Annotated in this window: 13 protein-coding genes and 1 riboswitch; of the genes, 8 read left to right on the forward strand and 5 right to left on the reverse strand. The window is 73.6% G+C overall.

Annotated elements, in window-relative coordinates; translation table 11 throughout:
• Positions 1–10: 10 nt before the first annotated feature.
• Positions 11–1,363 (reverse strand): cation:proton antiporter, encoded by a 1,353-nt coding sequence (locus ACIBIW_RS08550; RefSeq protein WP_399333404.1) that lies wholly within the window; start codon positions 1,361–1,363, stop codon positions 11–13.
• Positions 1,364–1,673: 310 nt separating this feature from the next.
• Positions 1,674–4,964 (reverse strand): AfsR/SARP family transcriptional regulator, encoded by a 3,291-nt coding sequence (locus ACIBIW_RS08555; protein WP_399333406.1) that lies wholly within the window; start codon positions 4,962–4,964, stop codon positions 1,674–1,676.
• Positions 4,965–5,199: 235 nt separating this feature from the next.
• Positions 5,200–5,419: riboswitch (cobalamin riboswitch) on the forward strand.
• A gap of 145 nt (positions 5,420–5,564) precedes the next feature.
• Here ACIBIW_RS08555 and metE point away from each other — a divergent pair.
• From metE to ACIBIW_RS08575, 4 genes are all read left to right on the forward strand, one after another.
• Positions 5,565–7,895, forward strand: a complete 2,331-nt coding sequence (gene metE, locus ACIBIW_RS08560; RefSeq protein ID WP_399333408.1) for a 5-methyltetrahydropteroyltriglutamate--homocysteine S-methyltransferase — start codon at positions 5,565–5,567, stop codon at positions 7,893–7,895.
• Between the two features lie 116 nt (positions 7,896–8,011).
• Positions 8,012–9,508 (forward strand): FAD-dependent monooxygenase, encoded by a 1,497-nt coding sequence (locus ACIBIW_RS08565; RefSeq protein ID WP_399333410.1) that lies wholly within the window; start codon positions 8,012–8,014, stop codon positions 9,506–9,508.
• Positions 9,509–9,579: 71 nt separating this feature from the next.
• Positions 9,580–11,430: a chloride channel protein gene (locus ACIBIW_RS08570; protein WP_399333412.1), complete on the forward strand. Its 1,851-nt coding sequence runs from the start codon at positions 9,580–9,582 to the stop codon at positions 11,428–11,430.
• On the forward strand, positions 11,427–11,972 hold the full coding sequence (locus tag ACIBIW_RS08575) for a MarR family winged helix-turn-helix transcriptional regulator (RefSeq protein ID WP_399333414.1): 546 nt from the start codon (positions 11,427–11,429) through the stop codon (positions 11,970–11,972). Before ACIBIW_RS08570 ends, ACIBIW_RS08575 begins: the two co-directional genes overlap by 4 nt.
• 61 nt (positions 11,973–12,033) lie before the next feature.
• On the opposite strand, the gene ACIBIW_RS08580 is transcribed toward ACIBIW_RS08575, so the two are convergent.
• Positions 12,034–12,690 (reverse strand): ScbR family autoregulator-binding transcription factor, encoded by a 657-nt coding sequence (locus ACIBIW_RS08580; RefSeq protein ID WP_399333417.1) that lies wholly within the window; start codon positions 12,688–12,690, stop codon positions 12,034–12,036.
• A gap of 149 nt (positions 12,691–12,839) precedes the next feature.
• On the opposite strand from ACIBIW_RS08580, the gene ACIBIW_RS08585 reads away from it, so the two are divergent.
• Positions 12,840–13,826: a ScbA/BarX family gamma-butyrolactone biosynthesis protein gene (locus ACIBIW_RS08585; protein WP_399333419.1), complete on the forward strand. Its 987-nt coding sequence runs from the start codon at positions 12,840–12,842 to the stop codon at positions 13,824–13,826.
• A 21-nt stretch (positions 13,827–13,847) separates the two neighbouring features.
• Here ACIBIW_RS08585 and ACIBIW_RS08590 read toward each other — a convergent pair whose 3' ends face one another.
• Both ACIBIW_RS08590 and ACIBIW_RS08595 read right to left on the reverse strand, forming a co-directional pair.
• Entirely contained in the window at positions 13,848–14,612 is a 765-nt protein-coding gene (locus ACIBIW_RS08590; protein ID WP_399333421.1) for a ScbR family autoregulator-binding transcription factor, read from the reverse strand.
• A 394-nt stretch (positions 14,613–15,006) separates the two neighbouring features.
• A complete protein-coding gene (locus tag ACIBIW_RS08595; RefSeq protein WP_399333423.1) occupies positions 15,007–15,885 on the reverse strand; it encodes a GH25 family lysozyme in 879 nt (292 codons plus the stop codon).
• 651 nt (positions 15,886–16,536) lie between these two features.
• On the opposite strand from ACIBIW_RS08595, the gene ACIBIW_RS08600 reads away from it, so the two are divergent.
• From ACIBIW_RS08600 to ACIBIW_RS08610, 3 genes are all read left to right on the forward strand, one after another.
• The gene (locus ACIBIW_RS08600) at positions 16,537–16,920 is read left to right on the forward strand and encodes a hypothetical protein (RefSeq protein ID WP_399333426.1); all 384 of its coding nucleotides are present in this window, start codon (positions 16,537–16,539) and stop codon (positions 16,918–16,920) included.
• Positions 16,875–18,389: a sodium:solute symporter family protein gene (locus tag ACIBIW_RS08605; protein WP_399333428.1), complete on the forward strand. Its 1,515-nt coding sequence runs from the start codon at positions 16,875–16,877 to the stop codon at positions 18,387–18,389. Before ACIBIW_RS08600 ends, ACIBIW_RS08605 begins: the two co-directional genes overlap by 46 nt.
• A 225-nt stretch (positions 18,390–18,614) precedes the next feature.
• A complete protein-coding gene (locus ACIBIW_RS08610; protein WP_399333430.1) occupies positions 18,615–19,352 on the forward strand; it encodes an SAM-dependent methyltransferase in 738 nt (245 codons plus the stop codon).
• Positions 19,353–19,416 lie beyond the last annotated feature (64 nt).

The following is a 19,416-nucleotide window of genomic DNA, read 5'->3' on the forward strand; positions in this document are numbered from 1 at the left end:
CGACGGGCGGTCAGTCGCCCGTGCGCTCCACGGTCCCGGGCGGTGTGTCCGCCCCCTCGCCGCCCGCGGACGCACCGCGGGCTCCGGCGAGCGCCGGGGTGTGGCCCGCCTGTGCGACGACCGGGCTGACGTGCACCACCGGCGCGTAGCGGGTCACGAGCTTGGACAGCGGGCCCGTCATGGTGGTCGTCAGCAGGGCCATCATCACCAGCACCGAGTACAGGCGGTCGGTGATGATGCCCGCCTCATGGCCGACGTTGAGCGCGATCAGCTCCGTCAGACCCCGTGTGTTCAGCAGCACCCCGATGAGCGTCGCGTCGATCCACCGGAACCCGCCGAGGCGCCCCGCGAGCATGCCGCCGCCCACCTTGCCCACCGCCGCCAGCGCACACACGGCGACCAGCAGCCACCAGTCGGAGCCCGTCAGGGCGCCCAGATCCGTCTGGAGCCCGGTCGCCACGAAGAACAGCGGCATCAGGATGTCACCGGTCTGCTTCGAGGTGCGCAGCAGATCGGGCGACGGCAGCCCGTCGCGGTCCCGCGGCACGACAAGGCCCGCGACCAGCGCACCGAAGAAGAAGTGCAGGCCGATGGTCTGGGTGCACCACGCGGACAGCAGGGCCAGGTTCACATAGAGCAGGAACCGGTTGGCCCCGGCGGTCTTCGACGAGCGCTCCCACATCGCCAGCAGCGGGCGCACCACCACGAACGCCACCAGCAGGAACGCGAGGGCGAGCAGACCCGCCGTCAGCGGCGAGCGGTGCGAGGGCGCGGCCACCGCCACCGCCGCCGCCAGCACCAGCCAGCCCACCACGTCCATGATGCCCGCGGACGCCATGGCCACCGTGCCGCGTTCGTCGGCCATCAGATTGTGCTCACGGATGATCGAGGCCAGTACCGGAACCGCCGTGACCGACAACGCCACGATCATGAACAGTACGAAGGCGGACGTGGCGGCGTCGGGGGCCTTCCCCGACATCCCCCGCGCGATCATCACCCAGGCGAGGCAGCCGCCCATCGCCATGGGCAGGAGCACCCCGCCCGCGGTCACATACGCGATCCGCCGCCGCTGCCGCCGCAGCGAGCCCACCGACAACTCGTAGCCGACGGAGAAGAGGAACACCGAGAGACCGACGTCGGAGAGCACCGTCAGGAAGGGGATCAACTCGTCGGGAAAGAGCCTGTCCTCCAGCCAGGGGGACAGCCGCCCGAGCGCCGTCGGGCCCAGCAGGATTCCTCCCGCGATCTGGCCGATCACCGCGGGCTGGCGGACCCGGGCGCACAGGACGCGTAAGACGGACGTGAGGACGTACACCACCACGACCGCCATGAAGGCTTCCGCGGCCACACGCTCCACATTCACCGTGTTCTCCCCTCCCCGTCGCGGGCGCGGCGCCCGCGTACACTGGACTTCGCGCACCTGCTCCCGAGGGCCGTCCCGAGGGCCGTGCCGACCGTCACGCCGGGGCGGCGCGCACCGGCCCCGGAAGGGCGCACCCCCGCGCCCCTCATGTGAGGTGTCTCCTACGGCCCCTGGCCGCCCGGGAGTTCGCGTGCCACGGCGCTCCTGCCGTCCCTCCGGGGTGCCGGGCGACTGCGGACCCGCCGATGCTCGCCCAGCGGGCCGCGCCCGGCAAGAGGTACTGCTCCCTCCGGATCGGGCCCGGCGGGCCTCACCCCGGCTGACCTGCCGCGTGGTGGGGGCCGTTCAGATACGCCCTGACGTCCCCCGCCTCCGCGCAGCCGAGTTCGGTGAAGACGTCGAGCGCACGGCGCAGCGCGCCGGAGTCGCCGGTGCGGCCGAGGATGAACAGCGCCCGGGCCAGGCTCACGGGCCGCCCCACGGACTCGTACGTGGCCACCGCGAGCCCCGCCGGGCCCGCCGCGCCCTCCGGGTCGCCCTCCGCGAGCCCGACCCGGGCCAGGACCACCTGCGCGTCGCCCTCCCGGTCGGCGAAGCCGTGCCGCCGGGCCAGGCCGAGCGCGGCGGCCGCGGACCCGGCGGCCTCCGCGGTGCGGCCGAGCGCCAGGGACACCGCCGCGATCCCGACGCGCGCCGAGGTCTCCTCGCTGAGCAGGCTGTGCTCGATGGCCAGCGCCAGGGCCTCGCGGTACAGCTCACCCGCCCGCTCGTGGCGCCCGAAGCGCAACTCCACCGCGCCCGCGGCCAGATGGGAGTCCGCGGTGACCAGCGGGTCGCGGACGCGGTCGGCGACCGCCAGCGCCGCCCGCGCCGCCCTGCGGGCCTCGTCCTCCCTGCCCGCGTCCCGGTGGACGTCCGCCACGAAGCAGTGGCAGTCGGCCTCCCAGGTGCCGTCCTTCGCCTCCTGCACCAGCGGAAGGGCGACGCGCGCATGGCGCAGCGCCTCCTCGAAGCGGCCGAGCGCGTGCGCGACCGCGCCCAGGTTGGCGGCGCAGTGCGAGCGCTCCTCGTCCGTGCTGGCGAGGTCGAGCGCCCGGTGCAGATGGTCGTACGCCTCCTCGGTCCTGCCCAGCCTGAGACAGACCGTGGACAGGTTGGAGTGGTTGCTGTACTGGCCGTGGAAGCGGCCGAGGCGACGGTTGAACTCCAGCACCCGCGTCAGGCAGTCGGCGCTCTCGGCGAGGCGGCCCGCGCGCCAGTGGATGCCCGCCAGATTGTTGAGGGTGGCGCCGAGCAGATCGTAACGCTCCGCCTCCTCCGCGAGTTCCCCGGCCTCCCGGTAGAGCCGGACGGCGTCTTCGTAGCGGTTGGCGTGGGCGTTGAAGTCCGCGAGGCAGAGCCGCGCGGCGCCACGGGCCGCGGCGTCCCCGTGGGCGTCGGCGACCCGCAGCGCGGCCTCCGCCGAGACCTCCCACTCGGGCATCCGCAGACTGCCCCAGAAGTAGGCGCGCAGCCGGTCGGCGATCAGGAGGGCCAGCGCGGTGTGGCGGCCCTCCTCGGCGCACCGGGCGACGGCGGCGACCAGATCCGGCAGCCAGGTGCCCAGCCAGTCGCTCGCCCGCGCCACGTCACCGTCGAACACCGGTACCGGCGCCGTCGCCTGCGCGGACGGCGCGCCCAGCACGAACCAGTTGGAGTGCACGGACCGCACCGCGCTGCCCGCGGTGTGCAGGTACCAGACGAGGAGCCGTTCCAGGGCGGCGTCGAGTTCGGCGGCCGGCTCCTCGGCGGCGGCGCGCTCGGCGGCGTACTCCCGCAGCAGGTCGTGGGCGCGGTAGCGGCCCGGTGTCTCCTCCTCCAGCAGATGCAGCGCCGCGAGCGAGGCCAGCGCGGCACGGGCCCCGGCGGCATCGCCACCGGTGAGCGCCGCCGCGTCCGCCGCCCCCGCGCGGCCCCCCGGCACCAGGCTGAACAGCCGGAAGAGCCGGGCCTCCGCGGCGTCCAGCTCGCGGTACGACCACGAGAACACGGTGCGCGGATCGCTCGCCGGGTCGTCGGCGACCGCGAGGGCGTCGAGCCCCGCGGCGTCCTCGGCGAGCGTGTCCGCGAAGTGGGCGAGCGAGGCGTCCGGGTGCCGCGACACCAGCTCCGCGACGACCCGCAGCGCGAGCGGCAGCCGCCCGCAGATGTCGGCGAGCCGCCGCACCGCCTCCGGCTCGGCCGCCGCGCGCCCTGCGCCCACCGCGTCCGCGAGCATGGTGCGGGCCTCGTCCGTGGACATCTCGCCCAGCGGCACGGACCGCGCCCCCTCCCTGATGGTCAGCCCGCTCAGCCGGTTGCGGCTGGTGACGACGGCGGTGCCGCCCGGGCCCGGCAGCAGCGGCCTGACCTGCTGGACGTCGCGGGCGTTGTCGAGAATGAGCAGCACCCCGCGCCCCGCGAGGACCTCGGGCAGCAGCACACGGCGCTCGTCCGTCCCGGCGGGGATGCGGTCGCGGTGCACCCCGAGCGCGGACAGCAGCACCCCGAGCGCGTGGTGCGGGGTGAGCGGGGTGCCGGGCCCGTAACCGCGCAGGTCGATAGGGAGTTGGCCGCCGGGGAAGCGGGCGGCCGCGCGGTGCGCCCACCGCACGGCGAGGCTGGTCTTGCCCGCGCCCCCGATGCCGTGCACCACGACGATCGCGGCCCGCCCCGCGCCGTCCGCCACCTCCGCGGCGGCGTCAAGGACGGCAAGCTCGCGCTCCCGGCCCACGAACCCGTCGAGCGCGGGCGGCAGCCTGCGGACCACCTGCGGCCCGCCCCCGCCCGCGGCGGTCCCGGCGCTCCCGCCGTGCCGTGCCGCCGCGGCAGGTGCGGGATCGGTGTGCGCGCCCGCGCGCAGCAGCTCCTGGTGCACGGCGCGCAGCTCCGCCGAGGGCAGCGTGCCCAGCTCGTCGTCGAGGAGCCGGCGCACCGTCTCGTACGCGTCGAGGGCCTCGGCCTGCCGGCCCGCGGCGCCCAGCGCGGCGAGCAGCCGCCGCCACAGCGACTCCCGCAGCGGATGGCGCGCGGTCAGCTCGCGCAGGGAGGCGATCAGCTCGCCGTGCGGGCCGGGCCGCAGCCGCAGTTCGAGATCGGCGCGGCGCTCGACGGCGCCGAGACGGCGCTCGGTGAGGCCGCCCGCGAACTCGGCCTCCGTCACCGCCGACCCGGCGTCCACCAGCGGATCGCCACGCCACAGCGCCAGCGCCGCCACGATGCGCTCGTGCGCCTCCGCGTCGTCCGCCGCGCCGGACGCGGCGTCCAGCAGGCCCTGGAAACGCAGCACGTCCACCCGCTCGGGCGGGACGCCGAGCCGGTACCCCGCGGGGGCGGTGTGCAGACACTCCTCGCCGACCAGTGCGCGCAGCCGGTACACCAGGGTGAAGAGGCTGGCCCGCACGTGCACCGGCGGCTCGTCGCCCCACACCGCGTGGGCCAGGGTGTCCAGCGGGACCGTACGGCCCGCCCGCAGCGCCAGCGCGCTCAGCAGCGCCCGCTGCCGGGCGGACGCCACCCGGACCCGTTCGCCGTCCCTGCGCACGGTGAACGGCCCGAGAACATCGATTTCCAGCCCGGCCATGACCTTCCCCGCCCGTTCCCCCGCGCATGGCCGTACCACAGGGAGTGTGGGGCTCCCCTCCGCCCGCCGGGGACGCCATCTTGATTCAGCCAAGCCCCAGGTGGCAAGCCCGGTCCCGGCCACGGCCGGGGTGGAACACGCCGCCGCGTTGCACCCCACGCCCCGCATGTCAACGCTGTGGTGCACATCACCCCCCGATCGGGGCAGGTGCCCCACCGGGCACCAGGGGGGCCGTAGGGTTGCCGGTGCAGCAGGTTCGCCCCGTCAGCCGGACGGGGTGTCGTAAGAGGGAACCCGGTGGGAATCCGGGACTGCCCCGCAGCGGTGAGTGGGAACGACCGCCGTCATACGCACTGGGCCCTGGAGGGCCTGGGAAGCGACGGCCAGTAGGTGTTCTCCCCAGGAGGAGGACGCGCCCGCGAGTCCGAAGACCTGCCCGCTGCCCGTGCGCGACGATTCACGCGCGGACATCCCGGTGACCCCGAGGGCGGGTCGGCGAACCCACAGGCGGACCCGCACGGCCGGGCCGCCAGGACGGCCACCCTTCGCGCCCCCGTGTCCCCCGGGACCCCAGGGACTCATCTCGCGAAGGAGATCTCCGTGACCAGCAAGCCCCCGACGACCACGGCGGCACGGGCCACCGTGTACGGCTACCCGCGCCAGGGCCCCGATCGGGAACTGAAGAAGGCGATCGAGGGTTACTGGAAGGGCCGCGTCAGCGCCGAAGCCCTCCACACCACCGGCGCGGAACTGCGCGCCGCCAACTGGCGCCGACTGGTGGACGACGGCGTCGACGAGGTCCCGACCGGCGACTTCTCCTACTACGACCACATGCTGGACACCACCGTCACGGTGGGCGCCGTCCCCGAGCGGCACCGCGAGGCGTTCGCCGCCGACCCCCTCGACGGCTACTTCGCGATGGCCCGCGGCACCCAGGACGTCGCACCCCTGGAGATGACCAAGTGGTTCGACACCAACTACCACTACCTCGTGCCCGAACTGGGTCCCGACACCGTCTTCACCGCCGACTCGGCCCGGCAGGTCGCGGAGCTGACCGAGGCCCGCGCCCTGGGCCTCGACGCCCGCCCGGTGCTCGTCGGCCCCGTCACCTACCTGCTGCTCGCCAAGCCCGCCCCCGGCGCCCCCGCCGACTTCGACCCCCTCACCCTCCTGGACCGGCTGCTGCCCGTGTACGCCGAGATCCTGGCGGACCTGCGCGCGGCCGGGGCCCGCTGGGCGCAGCTCGACGAGCCCGCACTCGTCCAGGACCGCACCCCCGCGGAGCTGGCCGCGCTCGCACACGCCTACCGTGACCTCGGCGCCCGCACCGACCGGCCGGAACTGCTGGTCGCGACCTACTTCGGCCGCCTCGGCGACGCCCTGCCCGTGCTCGCCAAGGCACCCGTCGAGGGTCTTGCCATCGACTTCACCGAGACCGGTGAGGACAACCTCGCCGCCCTCGCCGCCGCGGGCGGCCTCCCCGGCAGGCGTCTTGTCGCCGGGGTCGTGAACGGCCGCAACGTCTGGGTCAACGACCTGGTCAAGTCCCTCACCACGCTCGGCGTCCTGCTCGGCCTCGCGGACCGCGTCGACGTCTCCGTCTCCTGCTCCCTGCTCCACGTCCCCCTCGACACCGCCGCCGAGCCCGACATCGACCCAGGGGTGCTGCGCTGGCTGTCCTTCGCCCGCCAGAAGACCGCCGAGGCCGCCACCCTCGCCAAGGGCCTCACCCACGGCGTCGACGCGATCGACGGCGCACTCACGGCGAACAGGAGCGCCCTCGCCTCCCGGCTGGAGTCCCCCCTCACCCGCGACCCCGCCGTACGCGCCCGCGCCGAGGCGATCACCGGCGCTGACACCCGCCGCGCCCGCCCCTACGCGGCCCGCGCCGCCGCCCAGCGCGCCCGCCTCGGCCTGCCCCTGCTGCCGACCACCACCATCGGCTCCTTCCCGCAGACCGGCGCGCTGCGCGCCGCCCGCGCCGACCTGCGCGCAGGACGCACCGACACCGCGGGCTACGAGGAGCGCGTCGCGGCCGAGATCCGGGACGTCATCGCCTTCCAGGAGCGGACGGGGCTCGACGTCCTCGTGCACGGCGAGCCGGAGCGCAACGACATGGTGCAGTACTTCGCCGAACGCCTCACCGGATACCTGGCCACACAGCAGGGCTGGGTGCAGTCGTACGGCACCCGGTACGTGCGCCCGCCGATCCTCGCCGGGGACGTGTCACGGCCGCAGCCGATGACGGTGCGCTGGACGACGTACGCCCAGTCCCTGACCGACCGGCCCGTCAAGGGCATGCTCACCGGGCCCGTCACCATGCTCGCCTGGTCCTTCGTCCGCGACGACCAGCCGCTCGGCGACACCGCGCGCCAGGTCGCCCTCGCACTGCGCGACGAGGTGGGCGACCTGGAGGCGGCGGGCACCTCCATCATCCAGGTCGACGAGCCCGCACTGCGCGAGACCCTGCCGCTGCGCGCCGCCGACCGGCCCGGCTACCTGGCCTGGGCCACCGAGGCGTTCCGCCTCGCCACCTCGGGCGTACGCGCCGACACCCAGGTCCACACCCACATGTGCTACGCCGAGTTCGGCGACATCGTGCAGGCGATCGACGACCTCGACGCCGACGTCATCAGCCTCGAAGCCGCCCGCTCCCACATGCAGGTGGCACGGGAACTCGCCGCCCACGGCTACCCACGCGAGGCAGGACCGGGTGTCTACGACATCCACTCGCCCCGCGTGCCGAGCCCCGAGGAGGCCGCCGAGCTGCTGCGCACCGGCCTCGGCGCCATCCCGGCCGAGCGGCTGTGGGTCAACCCGGACTGCGGTCTGAAGACCCGCGGCTGGCCCGAGACCAGGGCCTCCCTGGCGAACCTGGTCGCCGCCGCCCGCACCGTCCGCGACGAACTGGACGGCCCGACGGCGCCCTGACCCGCACCCCGCCGCCCGGCGGACCGCCCGTGCTGGCGGCCCGCCGGGCGCCCCGCCTACGCTGGGCCGGGCCGGGCACCCGTCGCGGCCCGCGCGAGCGAGAGGACCGGGACGCCGTGACCCAGCACCATGCCCCCGAGGCCGCAGCGGACACCGGGGTCGTCGTCGCCGGAGGCGGGCCCGTGGGCCTGCTGGCCGCCGCGGAACTGGCCCGCTTCGGGGCCCGGGTGCTCGTCGTGGAGCCGCTGGAGCGGATCGCGCGGCGCCCCAAGGCGGGCACCGTGCACGCCCGCGCCGTACAGAGCCTCGTACGGCGCGGCTACCTCCGCGGTGTGGAGGGGCTGTGGCCGAAGGACACCGCGTCCGCCTTCCACTACGCGGGGATGCCGCTGCTGCGCATCACCACCGAGCCCGGGGAGCCCACCGCCCTCCTCAAGCGCGCCCAGGCCGATCTGGAGGCGGAGTTCGAGCGCCGCCTGCTGCGCCACGGCGGCCGGGTCCTGCGCGGCCACCGGGTGACGGGCGTGCGCCAGGACGCGACGGGCGTGGACGTCACCGTCGAGGGCGCCGGGGCCCGCACCCTGCGCGCCCGCTACCTCGTCGGCGCCGACGGCGCGCACGGCCGCGTCGCCGGGCTCGCCGGGATCACCGCGCGCACCGACCCGCCCACCGTCTCCGCGATGATGGGGCTCGCCCGCCGGGTCGGCCCCGAACCCCTGCCGCCCGGCTGGCACCGCACCCCGCGTGGCTGGGCCGTGGTGCGGCCCCTCGCCGACGGCGGCGCCCTCGTCCGCACCCTCGACACCGGCCACCCGCCCGTCGGCCGTGACACCGCCGAGCCCACCGCGGCCGACCTCGCCGCCGAGGTGTCCCGGGTCCTCGGCCGGCCGACGACGCTCGACGACGTCCCCCACGCCTCCCGGTTCAGCGACCTCACGCGTGTCGCCGACCGCTTCAGGCTCGGCCGGGTGCTGCTCGCGGGCGACGCCGCCCATCTGCACTTCCCCATCGGCGGCCAGGGCATGAGCAACGGGGTCCTCGACGCGCTGAACCTCGCCTGGAAGCTGGCACGCGTCCTCGACGGCGTGGCCGACGACGGCCTTCTCGACACCTACGAGTCCGAGCGCAGGCCCCCCGCGCTCCGTGTCGTCGAGGACACCCGCGCCCAGCTCGCCCTGATGCGCGAGGGCGTCGAACCCGACGCGCTGCGCGCCCGGTTCACCGCCCTGCTGGCCGTGCCGGGCGCCCAGGAGACCGTGGCGGCGCGGATCAGCGGGCAGGACACCGCCCATCCCGCGCTCTGCGGCCGTGACTGCGGCCGGGAGGGCGCCTTCCTGCCGAACCTCTCCCTCACCCCGCTCGACGGGGACCGCACGGGCCCCACCACCGTGGCGGAACTCCTCGCGGACGGCCGTCCCCTCCTCGTCGAGGGGCCCGGCGCCCGGGGCGCGGGCGACACCGCGCGTGTGCACGGCGGCATCAGGGTGCTCAGGGTCGCCGAGCCCCTTCCCGGGGGCGCCGTGCTGCTGCGCCCCGACGGGCACATCGCCTGGACCCCGGGGTGCGGGGACCCGGGCAAGGCCCTGGTCCGCTGGTTCGGGCAGCGCCGCTGAACCGGTGTCGCCGCACTGCCGCACGCGGGGTGGATTGCATGATGCAATAGTTTAGATTGCATAATGCAAACATGACGACGACTCCCGCCGCTCCACCCCCGTCCCCGGCCGGGCCCCCTGTCCCCTTGCCGACGTTTCCGCGGCGCGCCCTCGCCTATCTGCGCGGGGCCGCCGGCGGGCTGCCGCTTCTCGCGCTCGTGGTGGGCGCGGGAGCGGGCGGGGGAGCCATCGCCTTTCGCCGGCTGATCGAGACCTTCACCCACCTGCTGTCGGGCCACGCCGACTACGCCGCCGCGGGACACGCCGCGAACCCTCACGTCCCCTGGCTGGGCCGCTGGTTCGTCCTGCTCGCGCCCGTGCTCGCGGGCCTGGTGTACGGCCCGCTGGTGCACCGCTTCGCCCGGGAGGCGCGCGGCCACGGGGTACCCGAGGTGATGGACGCCGTGGCCCGCCGCGGCGGGCACATCCCGGGCAAGGTGGCGGTCGTCAAGTCGCTCGCCTCGGCGCTGTGCATCGGCGGTGGTGGCTCGGTCGGCCGTGAGGGGCCCATCGTGCAGATCGGGTCGGCGCTCGGCTCGACGGTGGGCCGTCTGGTGCGGATCACCGAGGACCGGATGCGGGTGCTGGTGGCCTGCGGCGCGGCCGCCGGCATCGCGGCCACCTTCAACGCCCCGCTTGCCGGGGTGTTCTTCGCGATGGAACTGATCCTGCGGGACTTCACCGCCGAGTCCTTCGGAATGGTGGTCCTGGCGTCCGTCACGTCGTCGGTCATCGGCAGGGCCGCCTTCGGCGACACCCCGTTCCTCCAACTGCCGCCCTTCACCGTCCACCACTTCGGCGAATACGCGTTGTTCGCCCTGCTCGGCGTGGTCGCGGGCGCGGTGGGGGTGGCCTTCACCCGCTTCCTCTACCTCGTCGAGGACGGCTGCGACTTCGCCTGGCGCGGCCCGGAGTGGGCACGGCCCGCCGTCGGCGGTCTGTTCCTCGGCGGCCTGCTGCTGGTACTGCCCCAGATGTACGGCGTCGGATACCCGGTGCTGGAGAAGGCGGTCGGCGGCGGCTACGCCATCGCCTTCCTGGTACTGCTGCTCGCCGCCAAGATGGTCGCGACCAGTCTCACCATCGGCATCGGCGGTTCCGGAGGGGTGTTCGCGCCGTCGCTGTTCATGGGGGCCATGCTGGGTTCCGCGTACGGGGCCGTGGCCCGGGAAGCGCTGCCCGGCGTCGCGGGGCCCGTGGGCGCCTACGGGCTGATCGGCATGGGAGCCGTCTTCGCGGGCGCGGCCCGCGCGCCGATCACCGCCGTGATCATCATGTTCGAGCTGACCGGCGAGTACTCCATCATCCTTCCTCTGATGGCGGCCATAGCCCTGGCCACCGGAGTGAGCAGGCTTCTCACCCGGGACACCGTCTACACCCTCAAGCTGCGCCGCCGGGGCGTGGACCTGGACGAGGCACCGCCCGGCACCCCCTTCGCCGGTCTGACCGTCGAGTCCGTGCTGGAACCCGTCCCCGCGCCACTCGACGGCGCCACCCCGCTGACCGAGGCAGCGGAGGCGCTGGCCAGGGCGCCCCATGGCGTGCTGCCCGTCCTCGACGCCGACGGTGGTTACCTCGGTACTGTCACCGCGCGCTCGGCCGCCGAGACGCTCGCGGACCATGTGGGGGAGCCCCTCGACGTCGCCGCGATCATCCATGTCCCGCACCCCGTCACCGCCGCAACCGATCTGGGCGACGCGCTGTCCGCGCTCGTCGCCGCCGAGGGCGCGGGACTGCCCGTGCTGGACCGGACCCGCACCCGGCTCGTCGGGTGGGTCTCGCACCAGTCCGTGCTGCACGCGCTGCACCACGAGACCCGCGAACAGCCGGCTCCCGTGGCGATTTCCCGGGCCGGGGCGGGGGCCGGTACAAAGGAACCATGACGGAGCCCGGCGGCCAGGCCCCCACGCCCGAGGAAGACCCCGACGCGGTGACCCGGGCGGTGCTGACCGCCTCCCGGCTGCTGGTGGCGATCTCCGCGCGCTCGCTCGCGGCGGCGGAGGACCGCGTCACGCTGCCGCAGTTCCGGCTGCTGGTGGTGCTGGCCACCCATGGTCCCGCGAAGCTCGTGGCCCTCGCCGACCGGCTCGGGGTGAACCCGTCGACGGCGATGCGGATGGTGGACCGGCTGATCTCGTCGGGCCTCGCGGACCGCCAGGTCAACCCGGCCAACCGCCGCGAGACCGTGCTGCGGCTCACCGACGAGGGGCGGGAGCTTGTCGACGAGGTGACCGCAAGGCGCCGTACCGAGATCGCCGCCGTCGTCGCGCGTGTTCCCACCAAGCAGCGCGCCACCCTCGTCGAGGCCCTGACCGCCTTCACCGAGGCCGGTGGTGAGCCCCTGGCCGAGGACGACATCCTGTATCCGCTGGGCTGGACCGACCTGGGGGCGGGGCCGCGCGGTCAGGAGGCCACGTCGCGTTGAGCGGGCGGCACGCCCTCCGGGGCGCGCCCCCGCCTGCCCGTGGACGCACCGCCCCGCCCGGTCAGGTCGCCAGGGCCTCCGCCGGTTCCGTGATGGCCTGCTGGGCCAGGCGCTCGCCGAGTGTGGGGGTGAAGTCCAGTTGGGCGAGTACGGCGGGCACGCAGATCGCCGGCATCAGATGTCGCTGGAGGACCGAGATGCGCTCCTCCAGATGCGCGTAGTTGTCCAGGACGTGTGACATCGACTGGAGTCCCGCGAACGTACCGACGTAGATGTCGGCCGACTCGGCGGGGTCGATGTGCGCCAGCAGCTCGTGGCGGTCCTTGGACTCGCTGAGCAGGGTCAGCGCCGTCTCACGCCAGCGCAGAAACGGCCCCGTGCGGTCGATGCCCTCCGCACGCTGGTCGAGCGAGAGCCGTACCGAGGCCCTTACCAGCGGGTTGGTGCGGACGCGGTAGGCGTGCACCAGCGCGGTGTCGATGAGTTCCTGGATCTTGATCTGGCGTGCCGGGACGACGAATTCCTTGGCGGGCTCCGCGAGCACCGCGTCGGCCAGGGCCTCCTTGGACGGGAAGTGGAAGTACAGCGCGCCCTTGGTGACACCGGCCTCCTTGAGGATCTCGGTGATGGTGGCGGCCTCGTAGCCTCTCCTGTCGAAGGTGATGGCCGCGGCCTCCAGAATGGCGCGCCGGGTGCGAACGGCGCGTTCTTGCGTCACGTCGGAAACCTCCAGGTGATGACGGCCTCGAAGACGGGGGCACGCCCCGGTTGATTAACAGCATCGGGTTCGTATCTTGTCTTACGTTCTCTGCTCACGTGTTCTCTTCTTCGTCATCGCCGAACAACCGCCTACCGGGAGGTCGCGCCATGACCGCAACAGTGATCTGTGACACCCCCGCCGACATCATGATGCTGACGCATCGTGTCAGGGCGAGGGACCTCTTCGTCACGGGGCCGGGCATTCCGCTGGGTGACGGCGTCTACCGGGTCCCCCTCCGTTTTCCGTACGAGCATCCCTTCTACGCCCCCGCGTCCGCACCTGCGGCGGGCCTCGACCCGCTGCTGCTCATCGAGGCGATGCGGCAGGCGTCCATCATGGTCAGCCACACCGGTCTCGGTGTGCCCCCCGACCACCACTTCATGCTGACGGAGATGGCGTTCGCCTGCCGCCCTCGCGCGGCGCGCACGGACGGGCGGCCCGTCGACATGGAACTCGACATAGAGGTCAGGGAGATACGCCGCCGCGCGGGGCGCCCCACGGCGATGCGCTGCGCCTGGACGCTGCGCCGGGGCGCGGAGATAGCCGCGCGGGCGCGGGCGTCCACCCGCTACTGCGCGCCGGTGATCTACGAGCGGCTGCGCGGCGGCAGGCCCCCGCTGGCGCGGGTGCCGCGGCGCTATCCGCTGCTGCCCGCGGAGTCGGTGGGCCGCACCGCGCAGCGTGACGTGCTGCTGGCGGCGGACGGCGGCCAGGCGTCCTGGCTGCTGAGCGTCGACACCGGGCACCCCACCCTCTTCCAGCACGCCAACGACCATGTGCCGGGCATGGTGCTGCTTGAGGCGGCGCGGCAGGCGGCGACGGTGGCGGTGCCCGGGCCGTTCGCGATGACCGCGGGGCACATCTTCTTCCGCAACTACGCGGAACTCGACGAGCCGTGTGTCATCACCGCGAGGGCGCGCCCCGGCGGCGTCGGCCCCGGCGGCACCCGGGTCGGGGTGGAGGCGTGGCAGGACGGGCGGCAGGTCTTCAGCAGCCTGCTCGTCGCCGCGGGCGCGCACGGCACCCCCGGCGTCGCACCGGTCTCCTCCGGTGTGGCGCGCGAGGTGTGCCCGGTGGCCGCGCCCCCGGTGTAATCCCGTCATCGGCACGGGGCGTCAGCGGGCGCCGGAGGCCAGCGGCCGGCCGTACTCCCGCAGCAGCGGCCCCTGCCAGCGGGCGACGGGCTCGGGCTCGCCGCGCCGTATCGCGCCGCCCCCGCGCGCGGGCACCGCGGAAGGGCGGGGCCCTGGCGTCCTGGCCGCCGCGGGGCTGCCCTCGGGGCGCAGCAGGGCGAGCGCTTCGGCGCGGGCGATGCGAGGCAGCAGCGTCTCCCAGAAGTGGGTCAGGGGCCTCGCCTCAAGCCAGGCCGCGTCCTCAAGGCCGAGCACCTGGAGGCCCGTGGTGGTCGCGATGATGACCTCGTACGGGTCGGGGGGCTCGGCGCCCTCCCGCAACTCGCCGAGCGCGGCGGCCTCGTCGAGCAGGATGCGTACGTACCGCTCCCACGCGGCGCGCAGGCTGGCGCGGGAGCGGTGCCTGGCGTCGCAGTTGAGCCGCAGGCCGCCGCGGACCACGGTGTCGGTGCGCACCAGCAGGGCGAGCGCGTGGGTGGCGTCCACGAGGGCCTGCAACGCGCTCGTGTTGCGGCGGTGTTCGACGAGCACCGCGCGGCGCAGCGCCACCGCGGCCCGGGTCTCGATCTCGCCGGCCACGGCTTCCTTGCCCGCGAAGTGGAAGGACAGCGCGCCCCTGCTCATCCCGGCGAGCGCGCTGATGGTGTCCATCCTGGCCTCGACGTACTCCGTACGCTCGAACACCTGGGCAGCGGCCTGGATCAGGGCGCGGCGGGTGCGGACCGCGCGCTCCTGTTTCGTGCTCATCAAGAAACCGTCCTCCTCTGCGGCCCGGCGCCCTCCGCCGAACGGCGCCACCGCCTGCCGACGCACCAGCCCATCAAACCAAGTTGCCGGTTTCTGCGCCAGGGCGCATCGAATCATGTGACCGTCACGCTCGCGCCCCCCGGTCGGTTCACCCGCGCGGTCTGGCGCGCGCGCAGAACCTCCAGGTGGCTCGCGTGACGGCGGCCGCGGGCGCGAACCGGCCCGCCCGATAAGGGTGTTGGAAATACCGCAAGGACGGTTTCTTTTTCGCTCGTCCCGCCGCCCGTCTCCCCCTTCCTCCCCGCGCGTTCCGGCCGCCCCCCCCGCACACACAGCACGGCGCCCGGTGGCACCGGCCTTGGCCGGGTCACCGGGCGCCGCCCGTGAGGGGAGGTCAGGCGGTGTTGTTGGCCAGCGCCAGCAGGCGGTCAGCGGTGCCGTTGAACTTGTCCCGGTCCACGTTGCCCGAGACGCCGCTCACCGAGCCTGTGCTGGTGTACTGCCACACCGTCCAGAACGGGAACCCGGCGGGCACCGTCGGGTTGGCCGCGGTCGTCCAGTGGGCGTCCCACAGCGGGCTCTTGGCGGACATGCCGCTCCAGGAGCCGGTGCAACTGCTCCACCAGCTCGGGCTGGTGTAGATCACGATGTCCCGCGAGGTGCGGGACTTGTAGGTGTTGTAGAAGTCCGAGATCCAGGTGCGCATGGAGGCTTGCGAGAGGCCGTAGCAGCTTCCCTCGATGTCCAGGACACCCGGCAGGGTGCGGTTGTCGGCCGACCAGGCGCCACCGTTCGACGCGAAGTAGTTGGCCTGCGCCGCGCCGCCCGAGACGTCGGGGCGCGCGAAGTGGTACGCGCCCCTGATCACTCCCGCGTTGTAGGAGTTCAGGTAGTTCGCGTTGAAGTTGGGGTCCTTGTACGAGGTCCCCTCGGTCGCCTTCATCCAGGAGAACGAGATCCCGGCGGCCTTTACCGAGGACCAGTTGATTGAACCCTGGTAGTGCGAGACGTCGATGCCCTGCACACCGCCGGCGCTGCTGGCGGGGCCGAAGGACGGGGCCTTGTGGCCCGACGGGGCGCGGTTGCCCGAGTCGATGTCATAACCCGCGCCCATGTACCCCTGGCCCAGCGGGATCGGGTCTTTCGCCGGCTTGGGTGCCGCCGATGAGGTTCCCGCCGCGGCCACGAGCAGGGAGAGCGTGGAGCCGACGACCGCGGCCGCCACGAGTCCTCGCTGTCGTGTCCTGGGCGAGAGGGATCTGTGGGAGAGCAAAGCTACCTCCTGGCACGTCAGTTGTGTGGGGGGTATGGGGGCCCCGATGTGCTGGATGTTGCTGTGCGGAACGGACCATCTGCTGTTGATGCAGACACGACATGAGTGACGCATGGGAACGGGCGTCAGGTAAAGAGGTTTCACCTTTCCTCTATGGTCTAGTCCATTGCGCAGCCTGGAGAGCTGCTGCAACGCGCGTAGCGTGGCGGAAACTTTCAGGGGCGAGAAACCTGGTCGCCACTCCGAGTCGGCCTCATGGGGCCGCCCGCGGCGGGCCTCGGCGGCCTGTAAGGGCCCCGGAGTCGCGCGCCGCGGCGCCGAGTGGTCTACCGGCGGTTCCGGCGCCCGACGGCCACCGCCAACGTCTTTGCGGCTCGATGTCCGAAACTTTCGAAACCATTTCGTTCCCCGCCGCACGCCTTGACCGCCCCCTTGGCCCCCTCTACAGTCCAGGCAATTCATACTCGTGATGCCCGTTCATATGTGAAAACTGGTTGGTGCTGGTCCCATGCTGGAGGGCGTTCTCTACTTCCCCGTGACTCTTTTCGTGGCTGATGGATCGGTTAATTTGCCGAAACTTGCGGAGTGCGGGGGCACTGGTGTGGCCGCCCGCCTCGCCTCCGGCGCCCCCGCCGCCGAAGCGGCCGCCCGATGGGCGCCGGCATCCGGATCACCGGCACCACCCTCACCCCGGTCGCCTTCAGGGCCCACCTGTGGCGGCTGCGGACCGCCGCCGACGCCATACGGATCGTCCTCTCCGACCACCACTACTGGTGCGGGCTGCACCGCTCCAGGCCGCTCGCCGGGATCTGCGACACCCACTGGCCCTGGAAGAGCGAGGAGGTGATCGCGCCCGGCGTGCTCGACTTCACCGACGGCGCCGTGCCCGTGCCCCGGAGCCCAGGACTCGGCGTCGAACTCGACCGCGACGCCCCCCGGCCCCTCGTAACCCGCTCCACCCCCGCCTCCCCGCAACGAGAAGGTTTCCCATGGCATGGCTCGACTGGGTCGCCGTCGGCGGCTACTTCCTGGTGATGCTCCTCATCGGCCTCTACTCCCACCGCCGTGTCAGCGACGTGGGCGACTACTTCACCGGCGGCGGCAGGATGCCGTGGTGGCTGTCCGGCATCTCCCACCACATGTCCGGCTACAGCGCCGCCGTGTTCGTCGCCTACGCGGCCGTCGCCTACAGCTACGGACTCACCATCTACGTCTGGGCGTTCTTCCCGCTCGCCCTCGGCACGGGGCTCGGTGCCTGGCTCTTCGCGCCCCGCTGGAACCGGCTGCGCCGCCGCTTCCGGGTCAGCTCGCCGCTCGAGTACCTGGCCAAGCGCTACAACGTCCCCACCCAGCAGGCGCTGGCCTGGAGCGGCGCCCTGCTGAAGGTGTTCGACGTCGCCGCCAAGTGGGCCTCCGTCGCCGTGCTGCTCAACGTGTTCACCGGGATGTCCATGACCGCGGGCATCCTGCTCACCGGCATCGTCACACTGGCGTACTGCACCGTCGGCGGGCTGTGGGCCGACGCCCTCACCGACTTCGGGCAGTTCGTCATCCAGGGTGTCGCCGCGCTCGCGATGATCTGGGTGGTGCTCGACAGGCTCGGCGGCGTCAGCAGCCTCGGCACCCTCTGGGGCGACCTGCCCGCCGGGCACACCAAGCCCCTCGTCGGCCCCTACACCGCGGGCTTCCTCACCGCGTACGTCATCGTGAAGATCTTCGAGTACAACGGCGGCATGTGGAACCTGGCCCAGCGCTACATGGCCACCGAGACCCCCGCGGCCGCCCGCCGCTCCGCGGCCCTCTCCGCCGTCCTCTACCTGATATGGCCCGCGGTACTGCTGCTGCCCGCCGTCGCCGCCCCCCTCCTCATGCCGCACATCGCCGACCCCCAGCAGACATACGCGCTGATGGCGCAGGCGTACCTGCCGACGGGCCTCATCGGCCTCACGCTCGCCGGGATGTTCTCCCACACCATGGCGATGGCCTCCTCCGACGCCAACGCCATCTCCGCCGTCGTCACCCGGGACATCCTGCCCGTGCTCTTCCCCCGCGCCCGCGCGCTGCGCGGCGACGGCGGGCTCATGGCCGCGCGGGTCTGCACCGTCGCGTTCATCGCCGTCTCGATGGTCGTCGCCATCGAGGCCGACCACTTCGGCGGCGTCCTCGGCATCATCGTCGGCATGGTCGCCGCCGTCATGGGCCCGATCTCCATCCCGATGCTGCTCGGGCTGCTGCCCGCCTTCCGCCGCTGCGGCCCGCGCGCCGCGCTGGTCTCCTGGGCGCTCGGCCTCGGCGGCTACTTCCTCGTCAAGTACGGCCTCGACGGCTCCTCCGACACCACCGTCATCGCCACCCCGCTGGTCACCTCGCTCGTGGTCTACGTGAGCCTCGGACTGCTGCTCCCCGAACCGGGCGAGGACGCCGACGCGATCGTCACCGCCGTCTCGGACCGCGGCCCCGACGAGAACACCGCCGCAGCGCCGCCCGTCACCCAGGGCACCTGACCCCCGCCCGTGCCGCCCCACCGCCCACCGCCGGGCGGGGCGGCACGGACCCGGCGCCCCCGGGCGCGGGCGCGCCCGGAAGGGCAGCGCCACCCCCGCCACGGCAGACAGCCACCGGCCTCGTGGCTACAGTGGTGACGTGCGCGGACGCCGCAGGACCGCCGGAGAGCGGGGAGCGCCCGCGCCGCCGCCCAGCCGCCCCTACCCTCCGCCGGGAAGCCCTTGATGAGCCTCGACCCTGACACCCCGTCATCCGCCCGCTTCTGGAACGCGCTGCTCGACGGCAAGACCCGGTTCTCCGTCGACGAGCGCCTGGTGGACGAGATGGAGACCCTGTACCCGCAGGTCAGGGGGCTCGCTCAGGCGTCGCGCCGGTTTCTCGCCACCGCCGTCGAGTATGTGATCGGGCACGGGGTGCGGCAGATCATAGACCTCGGGGCCGGGCTGCCCACCGAACCCAACACCCACGAGATGGCCCAGCACATCGCGCGCGACGCGCGCGTCGTCTACGTCGACCAGGACCCCGTCGTCCTCGCGCACGCCCGCGCCCTGCTGACCAGCACCCCCGAGGGCGCCACCGACTACCTCGACATCGACTTCTTCGACCGCGACCGGGTCCTCGCGGAGGCCGGGCGCACCCTCGACATGGACCGCCCGATCGCCATCATGTGGATGTCCACCCTCGGCCATGTGGCGCCGGAGCGCGCCCCCCGGCTGGTGGGCGACTACCTCGACGCGCTCCCCAAGGGCAGCTATCTCGCGCTGTGCGACACCCTCACCGAGGAGACCATCGAACAGGCCAACGAGCAGTACGCCGCCTCCGGCACCCAGCCCTACACGGCCCGCACCCAGGAGGACTTCGAGCGCATCGCCGAGGGCCGCGAAGTGGTCCGCCCGCTCGAAGCGCTGCTCGACCGGGACGGCAACACGACCCAGCAGTACGGCCTCATCCTGCGCTCCTGACCCGCCCAGCCGCCGCCCGCACGCCCCCGCCCCGCCCAGGGACCGGGGGCGTTCCGCATGCCCG

The organism is Streptomyces sp. NPDC050560 (genome assembly GCF_044457285.1).
GTDB lineage: Bacteria > Actinomycetota > Actinomycetes > Streptomycetales > Streptomycetaceae > Streptomyces.

Excerpts from the sequence above, each read along its gene's own strand:
- ACIBIW_RS08570 (WP_399333412.1), top strand. The coding sequence starts at position 9,580 with ATGACGACGACTCCCGCCGCTCCACCCCCGTCCCCGGCCGGGCCCCCT.
- ACIBIW_RS08610 (WP_399333430.1), top strand. The coding sequence starts at position 18,615 with ATGAGCCTCGACCCTGACACCCCGTCATCCGCCCGCTTCTGGAACGCG.
- ACIBIW_RS08555 (WP_399333406.1), bottom strand. The coding sequence starts at position 4,964 with ATGGCCGGGCTGGAAATCGATGTTCTCGGGCCGTTCACCGTGCGCAGG.
- ACIBIW_RS08605 (WP_399333428.1), top strand. The coding sequence starts at position 16,875 with ATGGCATGGCTCGACTGGGTCGCCGTCGGCGGCTACTTCCTGGTGATG.
- ACIBIW_RS08575 (WP_399333414.1), top strand. The coding sequence starts at position 11,427 with ATGACGGAGCCCGGCGGCCAGGCCCCCACGCCCGAGGAAGACCCCGAC.
- ACIBIW_RS08585 (WP_399333419.1), top strand. The coding sequence starts at position 12,840 with ATGACCGCAACAGTGATCTGTGACACCCCCGCCGACATCATGATGCTG.
- ACIBIW_RS08600 (WP_399333426.1), top strand. The coding sequence starts at position 16,537 with ATGGGCGCCGGCATCCGGATCACCGGCACCACCCTCACCCCGGTCGCC.
- ACIBIW_RS08590 (WP_399333421.1), bottom strand. The coding sequence starts at position 14,612 with ATGAGCACGAAACAGGAGCGCGCGGTCCGCACCCGCCGCGCCCTGATC.